General features: G+C 38.8%; 18 protein-coding genes and 1 pseudogene. 8 read left to right on the forward strand and 11 right to left on the reverse strand.

The features are described from left to right. Window positions 1-403 precede the first annotated feature (403 nt). A pseudogene (locus F7731_RS27300) lies at window positions 404-1,570 on the forward strand (prolyl oligopeptidase family protein); the annotation flags it as partial. Between the two features lie 96 nt (window positions 1,571-1,666). Next, window positions 1,667-2,425 carry a prolyl oligopeptidase family serine peptidase gene (locus F7731_RS27305; protein WP_425482008.1) on the forward strand — a complete coding sequence of 253 codons (759 nt, stop codon included), beginning with the start codon at window positions 1,667-1,669 and terminating at the stop codon, window positions 2,423-2,425. Between the two features lie 165 nt (window positions 2,426-2,590). Here F7731_RS27305 and F7731_RS13005 read toward each other — a convergent pair whose 3' ends face one another. After that, window positions 2,591-3,892, reverse strand: coding sequence for an arsenic transporter (locus F7731_RS13005; RefSeq protein ID WP_151535461.1), 1,302 nt, complete (start codon window positions 3,890-3,892; stop codon window positions 2,591-2,593). A 197-nt stretch (window positions 3,893-4,089) separates the two neighbouring features. Between F7731_RS13005 and F7731_RS13010 the strand changes: the two genes are divergently transcribed. From F7731_RS13010 to F7731_RS13020, 3 genes are all read left to right on the forward strand, one after another. Further along, on the forward strand, window positions 4,090-5,322 hold the full coding sequence (locus F7731_RS13010) for a M20 family metallo-hydrolase (protein ID WP_151535226.1): 1,233 nt from the start codon (window positions 4,090-4,092) through the stop codon (window positions 5,320-5,322). Between the two features lie 160 nt (window positions 5,323-5,482). After that, window positions 5,483-5,686 (forward strand): aspartyl-phosphate phosphatase Spo0E family protein, encoded by a 204-nt coding sequence (locus F7731_RS13015; RefSeq protein ID WP_151535227.1) that lies wholly within the window; start codon window positions 5,483-5,485, stop codon window positions 5,684-5,686. A 248-nt stretch (window positions 5,687-5,934) separates the two neighbouring features. Further along, the gene (locus tag F7731_RS13020; RefSeq protein WP_151535228.1) at window positions 5,935-6,927 is read left to right on the forward strand and encodes a potassium channel family protein; all 993 of its coding nucleotides are present in this window, start codon (window positions 5,935-5,937) and stop codon (window positions 6,925-6,927) included. Here F7731_RS13020 and F7731_RS13025 read toward each other — a convergent pair. The 4 genes from F7731_RS13025 to pruA form a co-directional block, all read right to left on the reverse strand. Then, on the reverse strand, window positions 6,924-7,331 hold the full coding sequence (locus tag F7731_RS13025) for a YugN-like family protein (RefSeq protein WP_151535229.1): 408 nt from the start codon (window positions 7,329-7,331) through the stop codon (window positions 6,924-6,926). The two genes, F7731_RS13020 and F7731_RS13025, sit on opposite strands and share 4 nt — an antisense overlap. A 98-nt stretch (window positions 7,332-7,429) precedes the next feature. Further along, window positions 7,430-8,779, reverse strand: a complete 1,350-nt coding sequence (locus F7731_RS13030; RefSeq protein WP_151535230.1) for a glucose-6-phosphate isomerase — start codon at window positions 8,777-8,779, stop codon at window positions 7,430-7,432. Window positions 8,780-9,158: 379 nt separating this feature from the next. Further along, a complete protein-coding gene (locus F7731_RS13035) occupies window positions 9,159-10,355 on the reverse strand; it encodes an ornithine--oxo-acid transaminase (RefSeq protein WP_151535231.1) in 1,197 nt (398 codons plus the stop codon). A 64-nt stretch (window positions 10,356-10,419) separates the two neighbouring features. Beyond that, entirely contained in the window at window positions 10,420-11,967 is a 1,548-nt protein-coding gene (gene pruA / locus F7731_RS13040) for an L-glutamate gamma-semialdehyde dehydrogenase (RefSeq protein WP_151535232.1), read from the reverse strand. 219 nt (window positions 11,968-12,186) lie between these two features. Between pruA and F7731_RS13045 the strand changes: the two genes are divergently transcribed. Then, window positions 12,187-13,593: a sigma-54 interaction domain-containing protein gene (locus F7731_RS13045; RefSeq protein ID WP_151535233.1), complete on the forward strand. Its 1,407-nt coding sequence runs from the start codon at window positions 12,187-12,189 to the stop codon at window positions 13,591-13,593. A gap of 224 nt (window positions 13,594-13,817) precedes the next feature. On the opposite strand, the gene F7731_RS13050 is transcribed toward F7731_RS13045, so the two are convergent. Together F7731_RS13050 and yugI are read right to left on the reverse strand one after the other, a co-directional pair. Beyond that, complete coding sequence (locus F7731_RS13050; RefSeq protein WP_151535234.1) at window positions 13,818-14,189, reverse strand: group I truncated hemoglobin; 372 nt, start codon at window positions 14,187-14,189, stop codon at window positions 13,818-13,820. A gap of 126 nt (window positions 14,190-14,315) precedes the next feature. After that, the gene (yugI, locus tag F7731_RS13055; RefSeq protein ID WP_151535235.1) at window positions 14,316-14,717 is read right to left on the reverse strand and encodes a S1 domain-containing post-transcriptional regulator GSP13; all 402 of its coding nucleotides are present in this window, start codon (window positions 14,715-14,717) and stop codon (window positions 14,316-14,318) included. Window positions 14,718-15,067: 350 nt separating this feature from the next. On the opposite strand from yugI, the gene F7731_RS13060 reads away from it, so the two are divergent. Further along, a complete protein-coding gene (locus tag F7731_RS13060; RefSeq protein ID WP_151535236.1) occupies window positions 15,068-15,904 on the forward strand; it encodes an alpha/beta fold hydrolase in 837 nt (278 codons plus the stop codon). A 23-nt stretch (window positions 15,905-15,927) separates the two neighbouring features. On the opposite strand, the gene F7731_RS13065 is transcribed toward F7731_RS13060, so the two are convergent. After that, the gene (locus F7731_RS13065) at window positions 15,928-16,188 is read right to left on the reverse strand and encodes a DUF1871 family protein (RefSeq protein ID WP_151535237.1); all 261 of its coding nucleotides are present in this window, start codon (window positions 16,186-16,188) and stop codon (window positions 15,928-15,930) included. An 82-nt stretch (window positions 16,189-16,270) separates the two neighbouring features. Here F7731_RS13065 and F7731_RS13070 point away from each other — a divergent pair, with 82 nt between their 5' ends. Next, on the forward strand, window positions 16,271-17,440 hold the full coding sequence (locus F7731_RS13070) for a MalY/PatB family protein (protein WP_151535238.1): 1,170 nt from the start codon (window positions 16,271-16,273) through the stop codon (window positions 17,438-17,440). 84 nt (window positions 17,441-17,524) lie between these two features. Here the strand turns inward: F7731_RS13070 and F7731_RS13075 are convergent, their stop codons facing one another. From F7731_RS13075 to F7731_RS13085, 3 genes are all read right to left on the reverse strand, one after another. Then, entirely contained in the window at window positions 17,525-18,052 is a 528-nt protein-coding gene (locus F7731_RS13075) for a superoxide dismutase family protein (RefSeq protein ID WP_151535239.1), read from the reverse strand. A gap of 110 nt (window positions 18,053-18,162) precedes the next feature. Beyond that, window positions 18,163-18,375 (reverse strand): hypothetical protein, encoded by a 213-nt coding sequence (locus tag F7731_RS13080; protein WP_151535240.1) that lies wholly within the window; start codon window positions 18,373-18,375, stop codon window positions 18,163-18,165. Window positions 18,376-18,605: 230 nt separating this feature from the next. Then, entirely contained in the window at window positions 18,606-19,346 is a 741-nt protein-coding gene (locus F7731_RS13085; protein ID WP_151535241.1) for a peptidylprolyl isomerase, read from the reverse strand. Window positions 19,347-19,433: the final 87 nt, after the last annotated feature.

Consider the following 19,433-nt stretch of genomic DNA (forward strand, 5'->3'; position numbering starts at 1 on the left):
TTTATTGTTAGTAAGTCTCCCAGAAGAGCCCCCCTTTATTTTTCCATTTCAACTATATGCAAGAGTTGTGCCAATTCAGGAGCTTTCACAAAATTTAAAATATGAGGGCACTCAACAATAGTAGTACGAGCTTTTTTCAATCCTCTTATTGTTAAAAAAATAGAAATGAAATCAAAAAGTGTAAAAGAAATTTTACATTTTCGAAATAATTGTAAAATTGTTTTGAATAAACTAAATAAATGCTTGAATTACAAATCTTTTTGTTACAAAAAGGAACATTTTTTTCAATAAGTTTAAAAAATATGTAAAAAAAGTTAAACATTATATCCCTTAATGATAAGAAGTCAGTTGGCATAATAATTGTATTAATTCTTAGTAGAATTTATAAAGGAGGTTTCACTATATGAATCGTTTAATAACTGAAGTAGAAGAAAATTTCCACGGTACCATTGTGAAAGATCCCCTTCGCTGGCTAGAAAATTCGGAATTGGAAGAAACAAAGGAATGGGATGCTAAACAAATGTCTGCCACAGTTCGGTATATGGAGGAAATTCCGAACATAGCGAAATTAATAATAGATTAAAAGAGCTATGGGATTATCCGAAATATTATGTTCCGAAAAAACATGGGGAATTCTATTATTATTTAAAAAATTCTGGTACGAATAATCAGCCAATCCTTTACCGCGCAAAACGTTTAGAAGCAATCGAAGAAACAGAAGAAGTCATTATTGATGTGAACTCTTTAGCTGATGATGGGACAATTACCATTACAAATCTTTCATTTCATGCCGACGGGTAGCGACTGGCAGGAATTCCAAATACTTAATATAGAAACGTTGGAGCATTACCCTGAAAAGATTCTATGGTGCAAGTTTTCTAGTATTGCTTGGTCTAAAGACGGAAAAGGATTCTACTATAACCGTTATCCAGAAACAAAAGATGAATTAAATGATGAAAATCAATTCAATAAAGTGTACTGGCACACATTAAATACGGATCAGGATTCAGATGAAATTGTTTTTGAGTATCCAGAAGATCAGCAAATGGTGTTTTATCCTTCTATTACGAGTGAATATTCTTATTTATTTCTTTATGCGGGCAGAGGTACAGAGCATCGAAGCCGGTATCTTTATAAAGATTTAACCTTACCGAACAGTGAATTTAAGTGGCTTTTACATCATGGAGATGCCCTCTATTCTTTTATTGGCAAAAAAGACAGGCAATTATTCTTTTTTACTGATAAAGAAGCGCCAAACGGCAAAATTATCAGTCTTTCTATTGATGCTGCAGAAAGTGAGAATTGGACGGAGATTATTCCTGAGACGGATGAGTCCATTTCAACTATAAAAATAGTAGGAGGTCATTTAGCCGTTTCTTACATTCGTCACGCCTCTTATGTATTAAAGCTTTTCACCATGTCTGGTGAGTTCGTAAAGGAAATCCCTGTGCCAGAATTGGGAACAATCGTTGAAATTAGCGGGAAAGAGGATGGAAACGAGCTTTATTTTAGCTTTACATCTTATTTATCGCCTACGTCCGTTTACAAATATAATTTTAGTACTGAACAAGTAGAAGCAGTTTTCAAGCCTTCCCTTCAACTTGATCGATCAGAGTATAAAACAGAGCAAGTCTTCTACTATTCTAAAGATGGCACAAAGGTTCCAATGTTTTTAACTTACAGAAAAGGTCTGCAACTAGATGGAAAAAATCCGGTTCTCCTATATGGGTATGGTGGATATCATATTTCGTTAACCCCTTCTTTCTCAGCCTCGAATCTATTATGGCTTGAAAATGGCGGTATTTATGCTGTTGCGAATATTCGCGGTGGTGGAGAATATGGGCTTGGTTGGCATGAAGCAGGCATGAAGGAAAAGAAGCAGAACGTCTTTGATGATTTTATTGCGGCAGCAGAATATTTAATCGGCAATGGCTATACGACCTCCAAAAAATTGGCGATCATGGGAGGCAGCAACGGTGGATTGCTTGTCGCTGCATGTATGGTCCAGAGACCAGAGCTTTTCGGCTCTATTGTTTGTAATGTTCCCGTCTTAGATATGCTACGATTCCAAAAGTTTACGGTCGGGAGATTTTGGGTAACGGAATTTGGGAATCCAGAAGGAACGAAAGAAGAATTTGACGTTCTGTATGGCTACTCCCCATTGCACAACGTTCAGGAAGGAGTTCAATATCCACCTATTTTAATCACAACGGCAGATTCAGATGACCGTGTCGTCCCAGCGCATGCGCGGAAATTCGCCGCTGCCCTACAAGATGCCAATCCGCAATCGGCTCACACAGTTTTATTAAGAATCGAAAAAGGCGCTGGGCACGGTTTAGGCAAGCCGGTGGAAAAAATCATCGGTGAGCATACAGATATTTTTGCATTCTTATTTAAAAATTTAGAAATCAAAGAATTGCAATAGAACTCAAAAGGCGTTCATGAGCCACTGATCGGAAATAAAAATCATGGGAAGGATATGGATCCTTCCCCGAATTTCTAAGTCTATGAAATTATCTAAAAAAAATCTATCATACTTCCGTTTCAGCAAACCGCTTCACCGTCTCCCCTATGATTTATTTCCCTCCAATTATTGATGAATAAATAGCAACCATACATATAAACCAACAAGGGTAATAAATAATGTAGGGATGGTCAAGACAATACCTGTTTTAAAATACGTACCCCATGATATTTTTACACCTTTTAAAGATAAGACGTGCAGCCATAGTAGAGTGGCTAGAGAACCGATTGGCGTTATTTTGGGACCTAAGTCTGAACCAATGACGTTCGCATAAATAAGCGCCTCTTTTGTAATACCAGTTGTATTCGTATCTGCGATGGCCAAGGCATCAATCATAACAGTAGGTAAATTATTCATGACCGATGATAGCAGTGCAGCTATGAAACCCATTCCGATTGTAGCGGTGAATAACCCTTGATCTGCTGCCTGTTGAATCACTTCAACTAAAACTTTCGTCAAACCAACGTTTCGCAAGCTATAAACGACTACATACATGCCAATTGAAAAAAACACGATGGCCCAGGGAGCACCTTTCAAGACTGTCCTTGTGTTCACAGCATGGCTTCTTCTTGCCATGAATAAAAAGAATATCGCTATAATTCCCGCAATGACAGAGACTGGTACTCCCGTATATTCACTTGCAAAATAACCCATTAAGAGAATGGCTAGTACATACCATGACAATAGAAACATTTTCTCATCCCGGATGGCTTCTACTGGTTTTTTCAGATTGGATAAGTCGTAATTTCTTGGGATACTCTTACGGAAAAAGAAATATAAAACCAAAATACTTGCAGCAAGAGAAAAGAAGTTAGGAATAATCATTCTTAAAGCAAATTCATTAAAGCCAATTCCGAAATAGTCTGCAGAAACAATGTTTACAAGATTGCTAACAACTAATGGAAGGGATGTTGTATCCGCAATGAAACCGCTAGCCATGATAAATGGAAAGACCATTTTTTCGCTAAAGTTCAGGTTTCGTACCATGGCTAATACAATAGGCGTAAGGATAAGCGCTGTTCCATCATTGGTAAAAAATGCGGAAACAATCGCACCTAAAATGATGACATAAACAAACATTTTTACCCCATTTCCCATTGCTGCCCTTGCCATATGTAAAGCCGCCCACTCAAAAAATCCAATTTCATCTAAAATTAGCGATATAATAATAATTGCAATTAACGTTAATGTGGCATTCCAAACAATCGAAGTCACATCCAAGAAATCTTGAAAATCCACGACTCCGACAATAAGCGCCAACAGTGCTCCGCCGCTTGCGGACCAGCCGATTCCTAATCCTTTTGGCTGCCATATAACAAATGTTAAAGTGACCAAAAAGATGAGACAAGCTAAAAAAATGGACACCATTGAATATTTAGTCCCCCAATCCTCCCTAATTTCTTTCATAAGTATATAAATCTACTCCTTCCTATTCAATAGAAATAGTCCTTAAACGTAAAAAATGGCATGGTCTCGCATTTTTCCTTTTAGAAACAGTAAATACTAGCTATAATCAATGTATTATATTATTTTTCATATAAATGAAAAAACTTAGGAGATACAAGATGAATTCGAGAGAGCGATACGAGATCCTTCTAAATAAAATGAATCAATACAATTCAGGTGATATTGGCATTACTAGAGTTGCATACACAAATGAGGAACAAGCGGGAACCCATGCTTTCATGCGGCTTTGTAAAGATGAGAATTTGGATATTCGTCTTGATCCTTGTGGAAACTTAATAGCACGAAGAGAAGGGAAAGTAAAAGGACTTCCCCCCGTTGTGATGGGGTCACATTTGGATACGGTATACCAGGGCGGTAAGTATGATGGAATCGTTGGCGTGACAGCTGGATTAGAAGTGATTAAGCGCCTAAATGAAAAAGGGATAGAGACAGATCATCCGATTGAAGTCGTTTCATTTGCTTGTGAGGAATCCTCCCGATTCGGCGTTTCTACAGTTGGAAGTAAGGCAATGGCTGGTCTAATTGATAAAGAAAAATACCGCCATTTAAAGGACCGCGATGGCATTACAATGGAAAAAGCGTTTGCTTTATGTGCACTTGACTTTAATAGTGTCGATGAGGCAAGCAGAGTTGATGAGGGATTTAAAGCCTATTTCGAGCTTCATGTGGAGCAAGGTCCAATCCTCATTAATAATCATAAAAAGATTGGCATTGTAACTGGTATCGCAGCGCCAATTAGACTGTTGCTGAAAATTTACGGGAAGGCGTCTCATTCTGGAACAACACCAATGAGTATGCGAAAAGATGCCCTTCTCGGCGCCTCAGAGATCATTTTAGAAGTTGAAAAAGCGGCAAATCTTGAGCAAGACTTTGGAACAGTTGGGACTGTCGGCGTTTTGGATATACCTTCTGGGGCAATGAATGTTGTTCCAGGTGAGGTTGAGCTTAAGATTGATATCCGCTCGACATCAACTGAATCAAGAAATCGGGTCTTAAATCATGTTTATGAAACCATTGCAAAAGTAAAGGAAAAAAGGCATCTTGAAATTGATAGTAACGTCATTAGTTTAGAAGTGCCTGTCTTACTTTCACAGGAGTTAATCGAAGGAATTGAAGATATTTGTGAAAAGAAAGAGTTGAGCTATGAAATTATGCAAAGCGGCGCGGGTCATGATGCGATGAACATGACAAGATTAGGGCCTGTTGGGCTCATCTTTGTGCCATCTGTGGATGGACTAAGCCATCACCCTGATGAATTTACAGACTTAGATGACATCTTACTTGGCATTGATGTTTTAGAAGCAGCTGTTATTCAATATGCTAAGGCTTAATCAAACAGGGACCTTCGACTCAGGTGTTATGTAGCGATTATTGAGAAAAAGTGGAGTATATTGTCTTATTCTTAGAACCTTTGTCGAATCTATTTCAGAATGCGAAATATCTCCTATAATAGTGAATATACTTGAATTTTACTAGTAGGAGAAGATAAGGATGAACAAGTATTCCATGGAACAATTATTACTCAGAAGGATAAATAAAACGAGAGATGAAATGATCCAAACTGCCCAAAAAACTGGACTAAATAGTCTAGAAACGATAAAACAAAGCCAAAAGCTGGATCGCTTAATTTATCTTCATCTTTTACATTTTTCTATAAATAAAACGAACAACTGTGTAGGTTATCCTGCAAGCTAATCGCGATATATTATTTCACTGATCGGGCTAGAGTAATCTAGTCCTTTTTGTGTTTTCAATGAAATGCATTTATGAAAACCTTTAAACTCGTCCATAATGAATAAAGTGAAACTTCAATCATTGGTGGGCCTTAACGGGCTGCTGTTAGTCCCCCATTTAGAACGATTGGATCCTTTTACATTCTTCAAGCGCGGGTCTTACAGCCCGTTAATCTGCGGTAAAGATTCTTTTTATAGGGGTTGTCGTATTTGCCATTTCATTTTTTTACTAGCTTTGCTCGGTTACCGCTTGTGTTTCGCGTCTTAATTATTTCTGTTTCGCTAATTTTTGCGTTCGGTTCAATTGTACATTTATTGGAGCCAGAACAATTCACCACCGTTTTCGAAGGGGTTTGGTGGGCGGTTGTGACAGCTGCAACTGTTGGATACGGAGACTTTGCACCGAAAACCGTTTTGGGGAGGCTGTCAGGAATCGCCTTAATCATGGTCGGAGCTGGTTTTTTAGCCTCCTATTTTGTGACTTTAGCTACCATTGCGGTGACGAAACAAAATGATTTTCTTGAGGGGAGAATCGCTTTCAAAGGAAAAAATCATATTATCATTATAGGCTGGAATGAACGATCCCGTGAAGTTCTTCATTCCGTATGTAATAATAATAAAGCACTTACCTTTACTTTAATTGATGAGTCTCTTGATAAAAATCCATTGCCGAATAAGAATGTCCACTTTATTCAAGGCCGTTCGAATCTTGATGAGGTATTGATTAAAGCGAATGTTTACGAAGCGAGCAAGGTTATTATTACAGCTGATCCAAATAAAGGCGAGCTGCAAGCAGATATGGGCTCAATATTAACATTGCTTGCAGTGAAGGGGCTTAAACAGGATGTTCCCTGTATTGTTGAAATTTTGACTTCCGAGCAAGTAGCCAATGCAAAAAGAGCGGGTGCTGACGAGGTTGTCCAAACAAATATTCTGACGAGCTTTGTCATGATTAATAGTATCTCTTCTCATGAGCTCGTCACCTCCTTTTTAGATTTATTGAGGCAGCTTGATAACCGAAAATTAACATTCAAAGATGCACCTCCCGATATATTGAACATGTCCTATATGGAACTCAGTCAATTATTCATTCAAGATGGTATCTTACTTTTAGGCGTAAAAAGAGGGGAGAAGACTTTACTAAACCCTCCTCACCCTTTTCACATTCAAACTGAAGATCAATTGATTGTCATTATGAATTAAGGAGATAACAGCACGGCCTCTAGTTCTTTAACGAGTGATTTTCCTTGATTCAAATATTGGTCCGAAACATGAGCGTCTTTTTCAACCGGCTCGGAAAATTGATTAAAGGATCCCGAGAAAACAGCTGATTGAGCATGGTCATCTAGGCCGTCCTCGTAAAGGTGCGAGAGCAGAAACGGTCTTCCAAGTCGAACTGTGCACCCTCTCTCATCGAGCTGCCCATCGATTGCCGTAAAGGGAACCCGCAAAAATTGATATCCCTCTTCATTATCAATCTTATAGTCAAAATACCCTTTTTCATAATCCCAATTCCCGCCGATCGCATAGCCAATCGGCTTAAGCTTTTGCTCAAGCTTGTATAAATCAAAGCTTTTCCCGTCTATCTCTGAAGGAATTTCAATCATTTCGATAACCCCTTTCCACTCTTTTGCTTAGTTTTCCCAAAAGGAAAGGTTTTATTAGAAAAGGAGTGCTCGCCTTAATAGCAAACACTCCTTTTTATTTATGTAAGCCGATTTTCCAGCTCAGCTTTCTTTTCTTCAAATCCTGGTTTCCCTAGAAGGGCAAACATATTAATTTTATAAGCCTCTACACCAGGTTGGTTGAAAGGATTGACTCCTAAAAGGTAGCCACTCATGGCACATGCCTTTTCAAAGAAATAAACAAGATAGCCAAATGTGAATGCATCTAATTGCGGAATGGATAAAACTAAGTTCGGCACTCCGCCATCGGTATGGGCAAGCATCGTACCTTGGCAAGCTTTCTGATTAACAAAATCCACCGTATCGCCTGCCAAATAATTTAGGCCATCTAGGTCATTTTCTGCCTTTTCAACCATTAGCTCATGCCGTGGCTTCTCCACCTTCAATACGGTTTCAAAAAGATTGCGACGGCCTTCTTGTAAGTATTGGCCAATAGAATGAAGATCTGTAGAGAAAATGGCAGACGTTGGATAGATCCCTTTTTGATCCTTTCCTTCACTTTCACCGAAAAGCTGCTTCCACCAGTCAGCAAATGATTGCATAGAAGGCTCATAGCTAACAAGCATTTCTATCGTTTTGCCCTTGTTATATAATAGATGGCGTACCGCTGCATATTGGTAAGCAGCATTTTCCCGCAGTTCTGAACTGCCTAGCTCCTCATGAGCTCTTGCTGCTCCTTTCATCATTTCCCCAATATCAGCACCGCTAACAGCAATCGGCAATAGACCTACGGCAGTTAAAACGGAATACCGTCCCCCGATTTCATCTGGAACGACGAAGGTTGTATAACCCTCATCATTTGCTAGCGTTTTGAGCGCACCCTTTTCTTTATCGGTCGTTGCATAAATTCGCTGACGCGCTTCTTCTACACCATATTTGTCTTCTAAAAGCTGGCGGAATATACGAAAAGCAATGGCCGGCTCTGTGGTTGTACCTGATTTAGAAATGACATTAATCGAAAAATCCTTATCCGCAAGAAAATCAATCACATCGCTCATATAAGATGAGCTTAAATTATTGCCTGCAAAAATTATTTGCGGTGTACCACGTTTCGCTTTTGAAAGTGAATTGTAAAAACTATGATTAAGCATCTCAATTGCCGCCTGGGCTCCTAAATATGACCCCCCAATTCCAATCACAAGCAAAACATCGGAATCGCTTTTAATCTTTGCAGCCGCTTGTTTAATCCGTTCAAACTCTTCCTTATCATACTGTACCGGATAATCCAGCCAGCCTAAAAATTCATTACCTTGACCTGTAAACTCATGCAAAGAATGATGGGCCAACTTCACAGCATCCTGTAAATATGTCAGCTCGTGTTCCTTGAAAAAGGGTAGCGCTTTCGAGTAATCAAAACGAACATATGTCATGTCTGATCCTCCAATTATAGTAAAAGTTAATGAATACAAATCAAGAAGTATTTTCAAAATAACCCATTTTATTCTTATTGCTAATCTCTCTACCACTTTATCGAAAAGCCTATCTTTAATCAATAAACATTAGGACAATATTAATCTCGTTTTATTGACATTTTTTTTAAAGTATGAAATAAAAATGTCGAGAATTTGCCCTTTTTGGAATAAAAAAAATCCTTGCACTTAGGCACAAGGATTTTTTCACACTTGATGAATTGAACCGGAAAACGAACATAATCTTGATTTAGATATTATTCTAATTGGAGCGAACAACAGAATAGTATTTTTTATATTTATGTTCGTTTTCTATGTTCATTGATTTCACATGATTTTCTTAGCTTAAAACTTTGTTAATACGTTCAATTGCCCAATCCAGTTCTTCCTCTGTAATAACAAGCGGCGGAGCAAAGCGAATAACAGTATCATGTGTTTCTTTACATAATAAGCCTTCTTCTTTTAATGCTTCACAATATTTACGAGCTGGCTCTGTAAGCTCAACACCGATAAATAATCCGCGTCCGCGAACGTCTTTAATGATTGGGTTTTTGATTTCTTTTAATTTATTGACAAAGTATTCGCCTAGCTTCAGAGAACGTTCAGCAAGATTTTCTTCTACAAGTACATCAATTGCTGCGATCGATACAGCACATGCCATTGGATTTCCGCCGAATGTTGAGCCGTGAGAACCTGGGTTGAATACGCCCAATACATCTTTATTAGCAACGACGCAAGAGATTGGGAATACTCCTCCACCTAATGCTTTTCCTAGAATGTACATATCTGGGTCCACATCTTCCCACTCACAAGCAAACATTTTACCTGTACGTGCAAGTCCTGCTTGGATTTCATCAGCAATGAATAATACATTGTTTTCTTTACATGTTTCGTATGCAGCTTTCATGAAGCCTTCTTCAGGGATGATGATCCCAGCTTCCCCTTGGATTGGCTCGATTAGAAATGCAGCTGTATTTTCAGTAATTGCCGCTTTTAATGCCTCAAGATCGCCGTATGGAATTAATTTAATTCCTGGCAGCATTGGACCGAATCCGCGCTTGTACTCTGCTTCTGAAGATAGAGAAACTGCTGTCATTGTACGGCCGTGGAAGTTGCCAATACATGCGATAATTTCTGCTTGATTTTCAGCTACACCTTTCACATCATATGCCCAACGGCGAGCAGCTTTAAATGCCGTTTCAACCGCTTCAGCGCCCGTGTTCATTGGCAGAGCCATCTCTTTATTTGTGAGCTTGCAAATCATTTCATACCATGGTCCGAGCTGATCATTATGGAAAGCACGTGATGTTAAAGTTACACGATCTGCTTGATCTTTTAATGCTTGAATAATTTTCGGGTGTCTATGCCCTTGGTTTACTGCAGAATATGCACTAAGCATATCCATGTATTTATTTCCCTCAGGATCTTCAACCCACACACCTTCAGCCTTTGAAATAACGATTGGCAGTGGATGATAGTTCTTTGCACCATATTTCTCAGTTTGTTCAATCAATGAGTTTGTTTTTATCGCAGTCATGAATCCATTCCTCCTAATCTCGATTGTCCTCTTATTGTATCGTGAAGCTGTAATACTTTAAAGTTTAAAACATTTCAGATGTTGTTTTTGCTTGCATATGAAGTAATAAATAATCAGGGCCGCCTGCTTTGGAGTCTGTTCCCGACATATTGAATCCTCCAAATGGCTGGTAACCTACGATTGCACCCGTACAGCCACGGTTGAAGTATAGGTTTCCAACATGGAAATCTTCGCGGGCTTTTTGGATGTTTTCGCGGTTGTTTGTAATAACCGCACCTGTTAAGCCGTATTCTGTGTTGTTTGCGATTTCGATTGCATTGTCGAAGTCTTTCGCTTTTGTGAAGCCGACAACTGGTCCGAAGATCTCTTCCTTCATGAGACGTGCTTCTGGTGAAAGGTCTGCAAATACAGTTGGTTTAATGAAGTAGCCTTTTGAATCGTCTCCTTCTCCGCCTGTCATTAGCTTCCCTTCCTGCTTACCGATTTCGATATAGCTCATTACTTTATTATAAGCACTTTGGTCAATCACTGTTGCCATGTAATTGTTTTGATCTGTTGGATCGCCTTGTGTTAATTGATTTGTTAACTCAACGACACGGTTTAATACTTGATCGTACACATCCTCAACAACTACTGCACGAGAACATGCTGAACATTTTTGACCAGAGAATCCGAACGCAGAAGCAACGATAGAAGTAGCTGCTAGCTCAAGATCGGCTTCTTTATCAACAACAATCGTATCTTTTCCGCCCATTTCTGCGATGAGACGCTTCATCCAAATTTGGCCTTCGCTGATTTTTGAAGAACGTTCAAAAATACGGAGACCAACATCGCGAGAACCTGTGAAGCTGATGAAACGAGTATCTTTATGGTCAACTAAATAGTCGCCCACTTCAGCACCGCTTCCTGGTACGAAGTTAAGGACACCTGCAGGAAGACCTGCCTCATCCATTACTTCTACGAATTTCGCTGCCACAATTGGCGTTGTAGAAGCTGGCTTTAATAGCACAGTGTTTCCAGTTACGATTGCTGCAACCGTTGTCCCAGCCATGATAGCTAATGGGAAGTTCCATGGAGAAATAATGATTCCAACTCCTAATGGAATATAGTCATAACGGTTAAACTCATTAGGACGGCTGTTTACTGGCACACCATCTTTAATGCGCAGCATTTGACGAGCATAGTATTCTAAGAAATCAATTGCTTCCGCTGTATCTGCATCTGCTTCATTCCAAGGCTTTCCTGCTTCTTTTGTTAATAAAGCAGAGAATTCGTGCTTGCGGCGACGGATAATTGCAGCTGCTTTGAATAAAACATCTGCACGAGTTTCTGGTTTTACTTTTCTCCAAGTTTTGAATGCTTCAACTGCCGCCTGCATTGCTTTTTCTGCTAATTCTTGGTTTGCCTTTGAAACGCGGCCGATCACTTCTTCTTTATTAGCAGGGTTGAAAGAAACGATTTTTTCTTCAGTAGTGATGCGCTCTCCGCCGATGACTAAATCGTAGTCTTGACCTAAATAGCTTTCAACTGTTTTTAAACCTGTTAAATATGCCTCACGGTTCTCATCTAATTTAAAATTTGTGAATGGTTCATGTTTGTACGGTTGTACCATGATTCCTTCCCCCTTTAATTCTTTTATCGTTACCCAACTATATCTTTGCAAGAATGATGCCAATTATACAAAATGCGCCATTACTTGTTTTTTCATCATCAGCCCGCAAAATTTATTTGCTATATTATCCATTTTCAATCCATTTAAGAGCAAAAATTTATTGCACCTTTCCATATCCTTCATTACACTTAGAGTAGAACGAATTAAGGAGCATGATTAATGAACAAAATAGATTTCAATTTAATCGATAAATTTTTCCAAAAAATCCTGAAAGAAATAGATATCGGCGTCCATGTTGTTAATCATGAAGGTAAAACAATTATTTATAATCAAAAAATGGCCGAAATCGAGGGAATGGATTTCTCAGATGTCTTAGACAAGGATTTGTTAGATGTATTCTCTTTCCACAATAATGAAGACAGCACCCTCATGAAGGCATTGGCCCACGGCGAAAAAATTATTAATGCGAAGCAAACATATTTTAATAATAAAGGGCAAGAAATAACGACGATTAATAATACCTTCCCTATACATGAGGGTGGCGTTCGAATAGGTGCCATGGAAATCGCCCGTGACGTAACGAAATTAGAAAAGCTCATTAGAGAGAATATGAATAAAAAAGGCAATACCCGCTACACATTTGACAGCATCATCGGTAGCAGCGAGCAATTACAAGAAGTGATTGAGGCGAGCAAAAGAGCGACTCGAACAAGCTCATCTGTTCTTATTATTGGTGATACAGGTACAGGAAAGGAATTATTTGCCCAGAGCATTCATAATGGGAGCAATCGATCGGCAAAGCCCTTCATTTCGCAAAACTGTGCCGCTCTCCCTGATAGTTTAATTGAGGGCTTGCTATTCGGAACAAAAAAAGGTGCCTTTACTGGGGCTGTAGAACGCCCTGGTCTCTTCGAACAAGCGGAAGGCGGAACTTTGCTCCTTGACGAAATCAACTCTTTAAACCCTGCTCTACAGGCAAAGCTGCTGCGTGTTTTACAGGAAAGAATGGTAAGACGAATCGGTGATACTAAGGATCGGAAAGTAGACGTCCGGATTATCGCAACGATTAATGAAGACCCAATCGATGCCATTTCGAGTGGGAAGCTCCGGAAAGACTTGTATTACAGGCTAAGTGTCGTGTCTTTATTCATTCCCCCATTAAAAAACCGAAAAAAAGACATTCATGATCTTGTTCACTACTTTATCGAAAAATATAACCATTTATTTGGTATGAGAGTGAAAGGGATCAACGAGGAAGTGCTGAGCATCTTTGAACAATATGACTGGCCAGGGAATGTCCGCGAGCTTGAGCATGTCATAGAGGGGGCGATGAATTTAATAGTTCTCGAGGATCATATCGGATATTTGCATTTGCCAATTCATTTCCGGAATAAGCCGCAGTTTAAACAAGAAGACTTTAAAACAGCAACTCCGAGTAAAGTAAACAATAATAACGAAATTTTTGCTTTAGATGAGTACATGGACAAAGCGGAAAGAAACTATTTAGAAAAAGTGTTAAAGCTTCATAATTATAATATCACTCAAGCTGCAAAATCTCTTTGCATGAGCAGGCAAAATCTTCAATATCGGCTTAAAAAGCATCAAATCAAAAAAGAAGATTTTTAGACCAAATGCGTAAGCGCCTTGGTCAGCCCCGACAAGGAAACCTCGAGGTCGACAAAAACGGGACGTCCTCCCAAAAGCTACACTTTTGATCGTGCGATGTGTCGCTGTCGAAGTCTTCCTTGTCCTATCGCATTGTCGACACTAGTACATCCTGTACGTCGGGGGTAGGTGCTGGAGCTAGACGTAAAAAACTGCTTACCCCTTAAGGAATTAAGCCGTTTCACTTATTGATACAAAATATCGTCTCTAAGTGTATTCACTTTATTCAAAGCTTGGTCAATATCCTTTTCCTCTACACCGAAATGAGCAAGGGCGTCATGTGGGTGCTTGGCAATTGCATTGAAATGTTCGGGCTGTAAATTCATGCCTTGATGCGCTTTTGCCATCGATGCACCTGTATACTGCTTAGGTCCACCTAAAGCAAAGCTAATAAACTTCGTCTGATGGCGGCGCTGCTTCTCCATATCGGTTTTCTCAAAAAATTGATTAACCGTTGGATCCTTTAAAACTAATTCAGAATAAAAATAGTCGACTACTTTCTGAATGGCTTCTTCTCCACCGACTTTATCATATAATGTTTGTGTTTGTTCTCCCACTTGTCATCCTCCTTAAAAAATCTTTTAACAGAGATTATTATTTGAACAGAGATGTTTATATATTCTTAAAAACAGAAGCTAAAAAAATAGAAACCGAGCCTTTCAGCTCGGTTTCTATTTTGTACATTATTTTTTAATTAAGTCATCACGTTGGGACTGATCGATCCACTCTTGCAGTTTATCCTTTAGCGTATTAAATCCTTGTGCTGAATCGTTTTCCACTTGGATTGGAGCAGCTGGACGTTTACGAGGCTTTTTAGCCTTCACATCTGCAACAGCTGGTGCTTCCTGTGTTGCACGGATGGATAAGCCAATTTTTCCTGATGCTTCATCAACTGATAATACTTTAACTTCTACTTCATCTCCAACTTTAAGATGTTCATTAATATCTTTTACAAAACCGTGAGTCACCTCAGAAATATGGACAAGCCCTTGAGTATTTTCATTCAAGGCTACAAATGCACCATAATGCTGAACTCCAGTCACCTTCCCTTTAATCACGCTACCTACTTCGATTTTTTCAGACATGAAAACACTCCTAATTTCTATTAATTTTATCCTATTTATTCGCAATTAAAAATTATACCATAGTTTAAGCGCTTTTTCAAAAGTAAATCAAATTCATACGTCCAGATAATTAGCTTTTATTATGCTTGTTGGAGTTATCTTCTATTTTGCACTATATGAGTATTATTATTTAATTTGATCGTGAAAGATTAATTCGCTAATGATTAAAGTATAAAATGAAGGCAATGTGGACATGATGAGGGTAAAGACTTTCTAGTATTCCCCCTTTTTGAAGTGACAATCCTCTGGGTTGTCCTTTTTTTGTTTTTTCGGCATGATTGAAAATAAGAATGTTTTATGAGGAGATTATAATGGAGAATGCAAATGACGGAAAGTACGTCCATATAAACGGAAATGATATCTATTACGAAAGCTATCTGCACCAACAATCCGCAAAAGAAACCATCATTCTTATGCACGGCTTTCTTTCCTCTAGCTTTAGCTTTCGGCGGCTTATTCCTTTTTTACAAAAAGAGTATAATGTCATTTCTATTGACCTGCCCCCTTTTGGAAAAAGCGGAAAATCGCGCCGATATCGATATTCTTTTGAAAACCTTGCCAACACAGTGATACAGCTCGTTGAAAGCTTGCATTTAACTAAGATTACTTTGCTTGGTCATTCCATGGGCGGTCAAATAGCCCTGAATACAGCAAATATCCGTCCAGATTTAGTACAAGGAGTCATTCTTCTCTGCAGCTCTGGGTACATGAAAAAATCAAAACCATTATTAATTCTTGCCAGCTGCCTGCCGCAATTCCATCGCTTCGTAAAGCGGCGGCTCGAGCGTTCAGGATTAGAAAATAATTTACGCTTTGTTGTTTACAACCAATCCATTATTGATAAAGAAATGGAAGAAGGATATTTAGCTCCTTTTTTAAAAGACGATATATTTTTTGCCTTAACAAAGCTGATTCGAGACCGGGAAGGCGATTTGTCAAAAGACATCTTAAACGAGCTCCGAGTGCCCTGCCTATTAATTTGGGGAGAGCAAGACCAAGTAGTGCCGCTAGAAATAGGCAAACAATTACATAAGGATTTGAAAAAATCGAAGCTGATCGTTTTAAAGGAAACTGGACATCTCATTCCAGAGGAAAGACCAGAGGAAGTATTTCATTATATAAAGGAATTTATTACTGACAAAGGGTGACTATGAAATATAGTCACCCTTCTTTAAATGGAGCACGCTCCCCCGTCTTTAATAGCAAGAAGTCTGCCGGCCACTTCTTTGCATTCGGTAAGTGGAATGAGCTTTTCAAAAGAAAATTCAAATATCGCCTGAATCTTCCTCGCAAGCTTGTTTTGATCATATAAATCATGGACTGCCTGAACAATATCCGCAATTTCCGTATCATAATTTCCGGCACCGATTTGGAAAGGATCCCATTCGTTTATTGTATCGACGAGCTGTAAGTTTATTTGTTGAACCTGCATGTAATCACCTTTTAATTTTACTTTTTTCTCCTATCCTTTATTATAGAGTAAAGTACATATAGATGAAAAGGTGGGGAAAGAAATGAAGAAGTTTAACTTTGATCAAATCATTCAACGCGAAAACACCTCTTCTGTTAAATGGGAATTAACGAAGGAGGTATTTGGCACGAGCGATGTCTTACCAATGTGGGTAGCCGATATGGATTTCGAGCCGCCAATTGAAGTAAAAGAAGCGATTCAAGAAAGAGTAAATCATGGGATTTATGGTTATTCATTCACAACAGATTCTACAGCCGAAAGTATTAAGCAATGGCTTGAGAAAAAGCATAACTGGTCAATTGATACTGACTGGATGCTATACAATCACGGAGTCGTTCCTTCCATTGCTGCTGCGATTGAGGCGTTTACATCTCCAGGAGATAAGGTTATGCTGCAATCACCGGTTTACGCACCTTTCTTCGGCATGATTAGTCAAAATAATCGGGAGCTTGTTAATTCTCCCCTAAAACTAATAAACAATCGATTTGAAATTGATTTCAATGATTTTGAAGACAAGTTGAAAGAAGGGGTTAAATTATTCCTTTTATGCAATCCTCATAACCCCGGCGGCCGAGTATGGTCAAAAGAGGAATTACATAAAATGGGTGAGCTTTGCTATCAATATAATTGTCTCATTCTTTCGGATGAAATCCATTCGGATCTCGTTTTCGGCCCACATAAGCATATTCCAATAGCAGCATTAGATGATAAATTTAGCGACATCGTTATTACCTGTGTGGCACCTACGAAAACATTCAACTTAGCCGGACTTCAAGCCTCCGCTGTCATTACAGCGAATAAGAAACTCCGAAGAGCTTTTGAAGAGGTTCAGCATAAGCAAGGCTATTCTCGATTGCCAACTTTTGGGTCAATCGGCATGGAGGCCGCTTATCAATTCGGAGAAGATTGGCTTGATGAGCTGCTAACTTATGTTCATGAAAATGTTCAAACAGCGAAATCCTTCATTCAAGAACACGTGCCTACCATTAAGGTGATGGAGCCAGAAGGAACATATTTATTATGGTTAGATTGTCGTGAGCTTGGACTGGACGATCAAGAAATAAAAGAACGATTATTATATAAAGGTAAGCTTGCATTAGAACCGGGAACGAAATATGGAACTGGCGGGGAAGGCTTTGTCCGCATGAATATCGCCTGTCCACGAGAAATTTTGCTAGACGGTTTAGAGAGATTGAAAAAGGCATTTGCATAACGAATAAAGAAAAAATACGAAATTTTCAATCCCCTTCTCAACAGCTAAAGAAGACCTTTCCTTTTTTAGAAAGGTCTTTTCCTATTACTTTTTCTTTTTTTCCTTAGAGATAGCTCCACAGGCGATTCGATCGCCAGAATCCCCAGAAGGCTGCGTCATTCCGTCATCCTTCCCTTCATGGATGACAATAGAAGTCCCATCCTTTGATATTAATGATGTTTTTTTACCTTCTTTCAGCGTGACTTGCGGCGCCATAATATCCAACTTTACTTTACCGTCTTCCTTAACGATAAGGTTAGGTAAGTCACCTGCATGGGCTCCCTTTGGATGAAGCAGTCCATGTTCCTTTTCATCTGGGTTAAAATGATTGCCCGCCGACTTGAAATCAGGGCCCTCGCATTTTCCTTTATCATGGATATGCATGGCATGCTCACCTGGAGGCAATCCCTTTAAATCTAACTTCAGTTTAACTCCTTTAGCCTGTTCCTCTAAATGAATCTTACCTAATGAATCCCCAGCCGAATTATACATTTCAACATCAAGATTTCTAATCTGTTTTTCGGTACACCCTGTCAAGATAAGAAAAGGGAGTAACAACCAAGCCTTTTTCATGGTAAAAAATCTCCTATCAAACAGTTTCTCCCTTTAGTATCCCCAAAGTAACCTCCCATAAACAAAAACGACCAAATCAACAGTCGATTTGGTCCTTTGGTCTGCATATTCTAGATTTTCTCATCTGTTTGATTCACTTGATTCATAATGCGATCCTCGAGCTCTTTCGCCTTAATCGTTTGACGTTTAGAAACGCGTAAAATCCAACGGAAGGTCAGCACACATAAAATGAAAAAGATCGTAAAGCTAATCGCTGCTGGAAAATACTCTGATTTATCTTGAGGGAAATATAAAAACAAAGATATTACATACCATTCCAACATATGATCCTATCCTTTCTGCATATAGCAGTGGTTCAATATGTTATTATATCAGCATTAACAGGCTGTTCCAACTTTTTCGTTAGAAAAACTCGGCGTTCGCCAAGTCCTTTTTGGTGAATGCTTAGTTTTACTTATGCGATATTATTAGCAGAAATTTATTCTAAGTTTCAAGATTACTATAGTACATTAATAAATATAAACTTTCCTATTAGCCAAAAGAAGGAATCTTCTTATTTAAGGACTTTAATTTTTTTAATGATCACATCTTTAACCGGCTTATACGCTTCCCCTGTTTCGACGCTTGCAATTTTATCCACAACATCCATGCCTTCGATCACTTGTCCGAAAACAGTATGTTTAAAATCAAGCCATGGAGCGCCGCCATCAACGTAAGCTTTAATAATTTCTTCCGGAAACCCTGCTTCCTCCATCTGCTCCTTTAATCCGTCATCCATCTTGCTGTTCTGAACGATGAAAAATTGGCTACCGTTCGTATTTGGACCTGAGTTAGCCATTGACAAAGCACCGCGAAGATTATAAAGCTTGTTCGAAAACTCATCTTCAAAAGGAGCACCGTAAATACTTTCTCCACCTTGTCCATTTCCGAGAGGATCACCGCCTTGAATCATAAACTCATTCATCACCCGGTGGAAGGTCACTCCATCATAGTATCCATCTTTACTATGAGTAATAAAGTTTTCAACAGCCTTTGGTGCATATTGTGGAAAAAGCTTAATTTTAATAGTCCCCATGGACGTTTCCATTACAACTAATCTTTCATTCTCTTGAACTTCATTTGTTAATTGTGGATATTCTGAACTGTTATTATCATTTGTATTTTTGCTTTCTGTTTTTTTATTTTCTGACGTGTTTTCCGGGGCATCTGTTTTATCACCGTTCCCCGTGCTTGTCCCACATGCGGATAAAATAAGCATTAAGATAAGTAATGGGGCAAATAATTTAATTTTCATTCTCTTCTTCCTCCATTATCTCTTTCCAATTTTCTTTCTTAAGCTTACATGATTTATATCTTTTTTGCACTTTGTTTTTCCAACTAG

Source organism: Cytobacillus depressus (assembly GCF_008923245.1).
GTDB classification, from domain to species: domain Bacteria; phylum Bacillota; class Bacilli; order Bacillales; family Cytobacillaceae; genus Cytobacillus; species Cytobacillus depressus.

Coding starts and splice junctions, on each gene's coding strand:
- F7731_RS27305 (WP_425482008.1), top strand. CDS start 1,667: ATGTTTTTAACTTACAGAAAAGGTCTGCAACTAGATGGAAAAAATCCG.
- F7731_RS13005 (WP_151535461.1), bottom strand. CDS start 3,892: ATGGTGTCCATTTTTTTAGCTTGTCTCATCTTTTTGGTCACTTTAACA.
- F7731_RS13010 (WP_151535226.1), top strand. CDS start 4,090: ATGAATTCGAGAGAGCGATACGAGATCCTTCTAAATAAAATGAATCAA.
- F7731_RS13015 (WP_151535227.1), top strand. CDS start 5,483: ATGAACAAGTATTCCATGGAACAATTATTACTCAGAAGGATAAATAAA.
- F7731_RS13025 (WP_151535229.1), bottom strand. CDS start 7,331: ATGATTGAAATTCCTTCAGAGATAGACGGGAAAAGCTTTGATTTATAC.
- F7731_RS13030 (WP_151535230.1), bottom strand. CDS start 8,779: ATGACATATGTTCGTTTTGATTACTCGAAAGCGCTACCCTTTTTCAAG.
- F7731_RS13035 (WP_151535231.1), bottom strand. CDS start 10,355: ATGACTGCGATAAAAACAAACTCATTGATTGAACAAACTGAGAAATAT.
- pruA (WP_151535232.1), bottom strand. CDS start 11,967: ATGGTACAACCGTACAAACATGAACCATTCACAAATTTTAAATTAGAT.
- F7731_RS13045 (WP_151535233.1), top strand. CDS start 12,187: ATGAACAAAATAGATTTCAATTTAATCGATAAATTTTTCCAAAAAATC.
- yugI (WP_151535235.1), bottom strand. CDS start 14,717: ATGTCTGAAAAAATCGAAGTAGGTAGCGTGATTAAAGGGAAGGTGACT.
- F7731_RS13060 (WP_151535236.1), top strand. CDS start 15,068: ATGGAGAATGCAAATGACGGAAAGTACGTCCATATAAACGGAAATGAT.
- F7731_RS13065 (WP_151535237.1), bottom strand. CDS start 16,188: ATGCAGGTTCAACAAATAAACTTACAGCTCGTCGATACAATAAACGAA.
- F7731_RS13070 (WP_151535238.1), top strand. CDS start 16,271: ATGAAGAAGTTTAACTTTGATCAAATCATTCAACGCGAAAACACCTCT.
- F7731_RS13075 (WP_151535239.1), bottom strand. CDS start 18,052: ATGAAAAAGGCTTGGTTGTTACTCCCTTTTCTTATCTTGACAGGGTGT.
- F7731_RS13080 (WP_151535240.1), bottom strand. CDS start 18,375: ATGTTGGAATGGTATGTAATATCTTTGTTTTTATATTTCCCTCAAGAT.
- F7731_RS13085 (WP_151535241.1), bottom strand. CDS start 19,346: ATGAAAATTAAATTATTTGCCCCATTACTTATCTTAATGCTTATTTTA.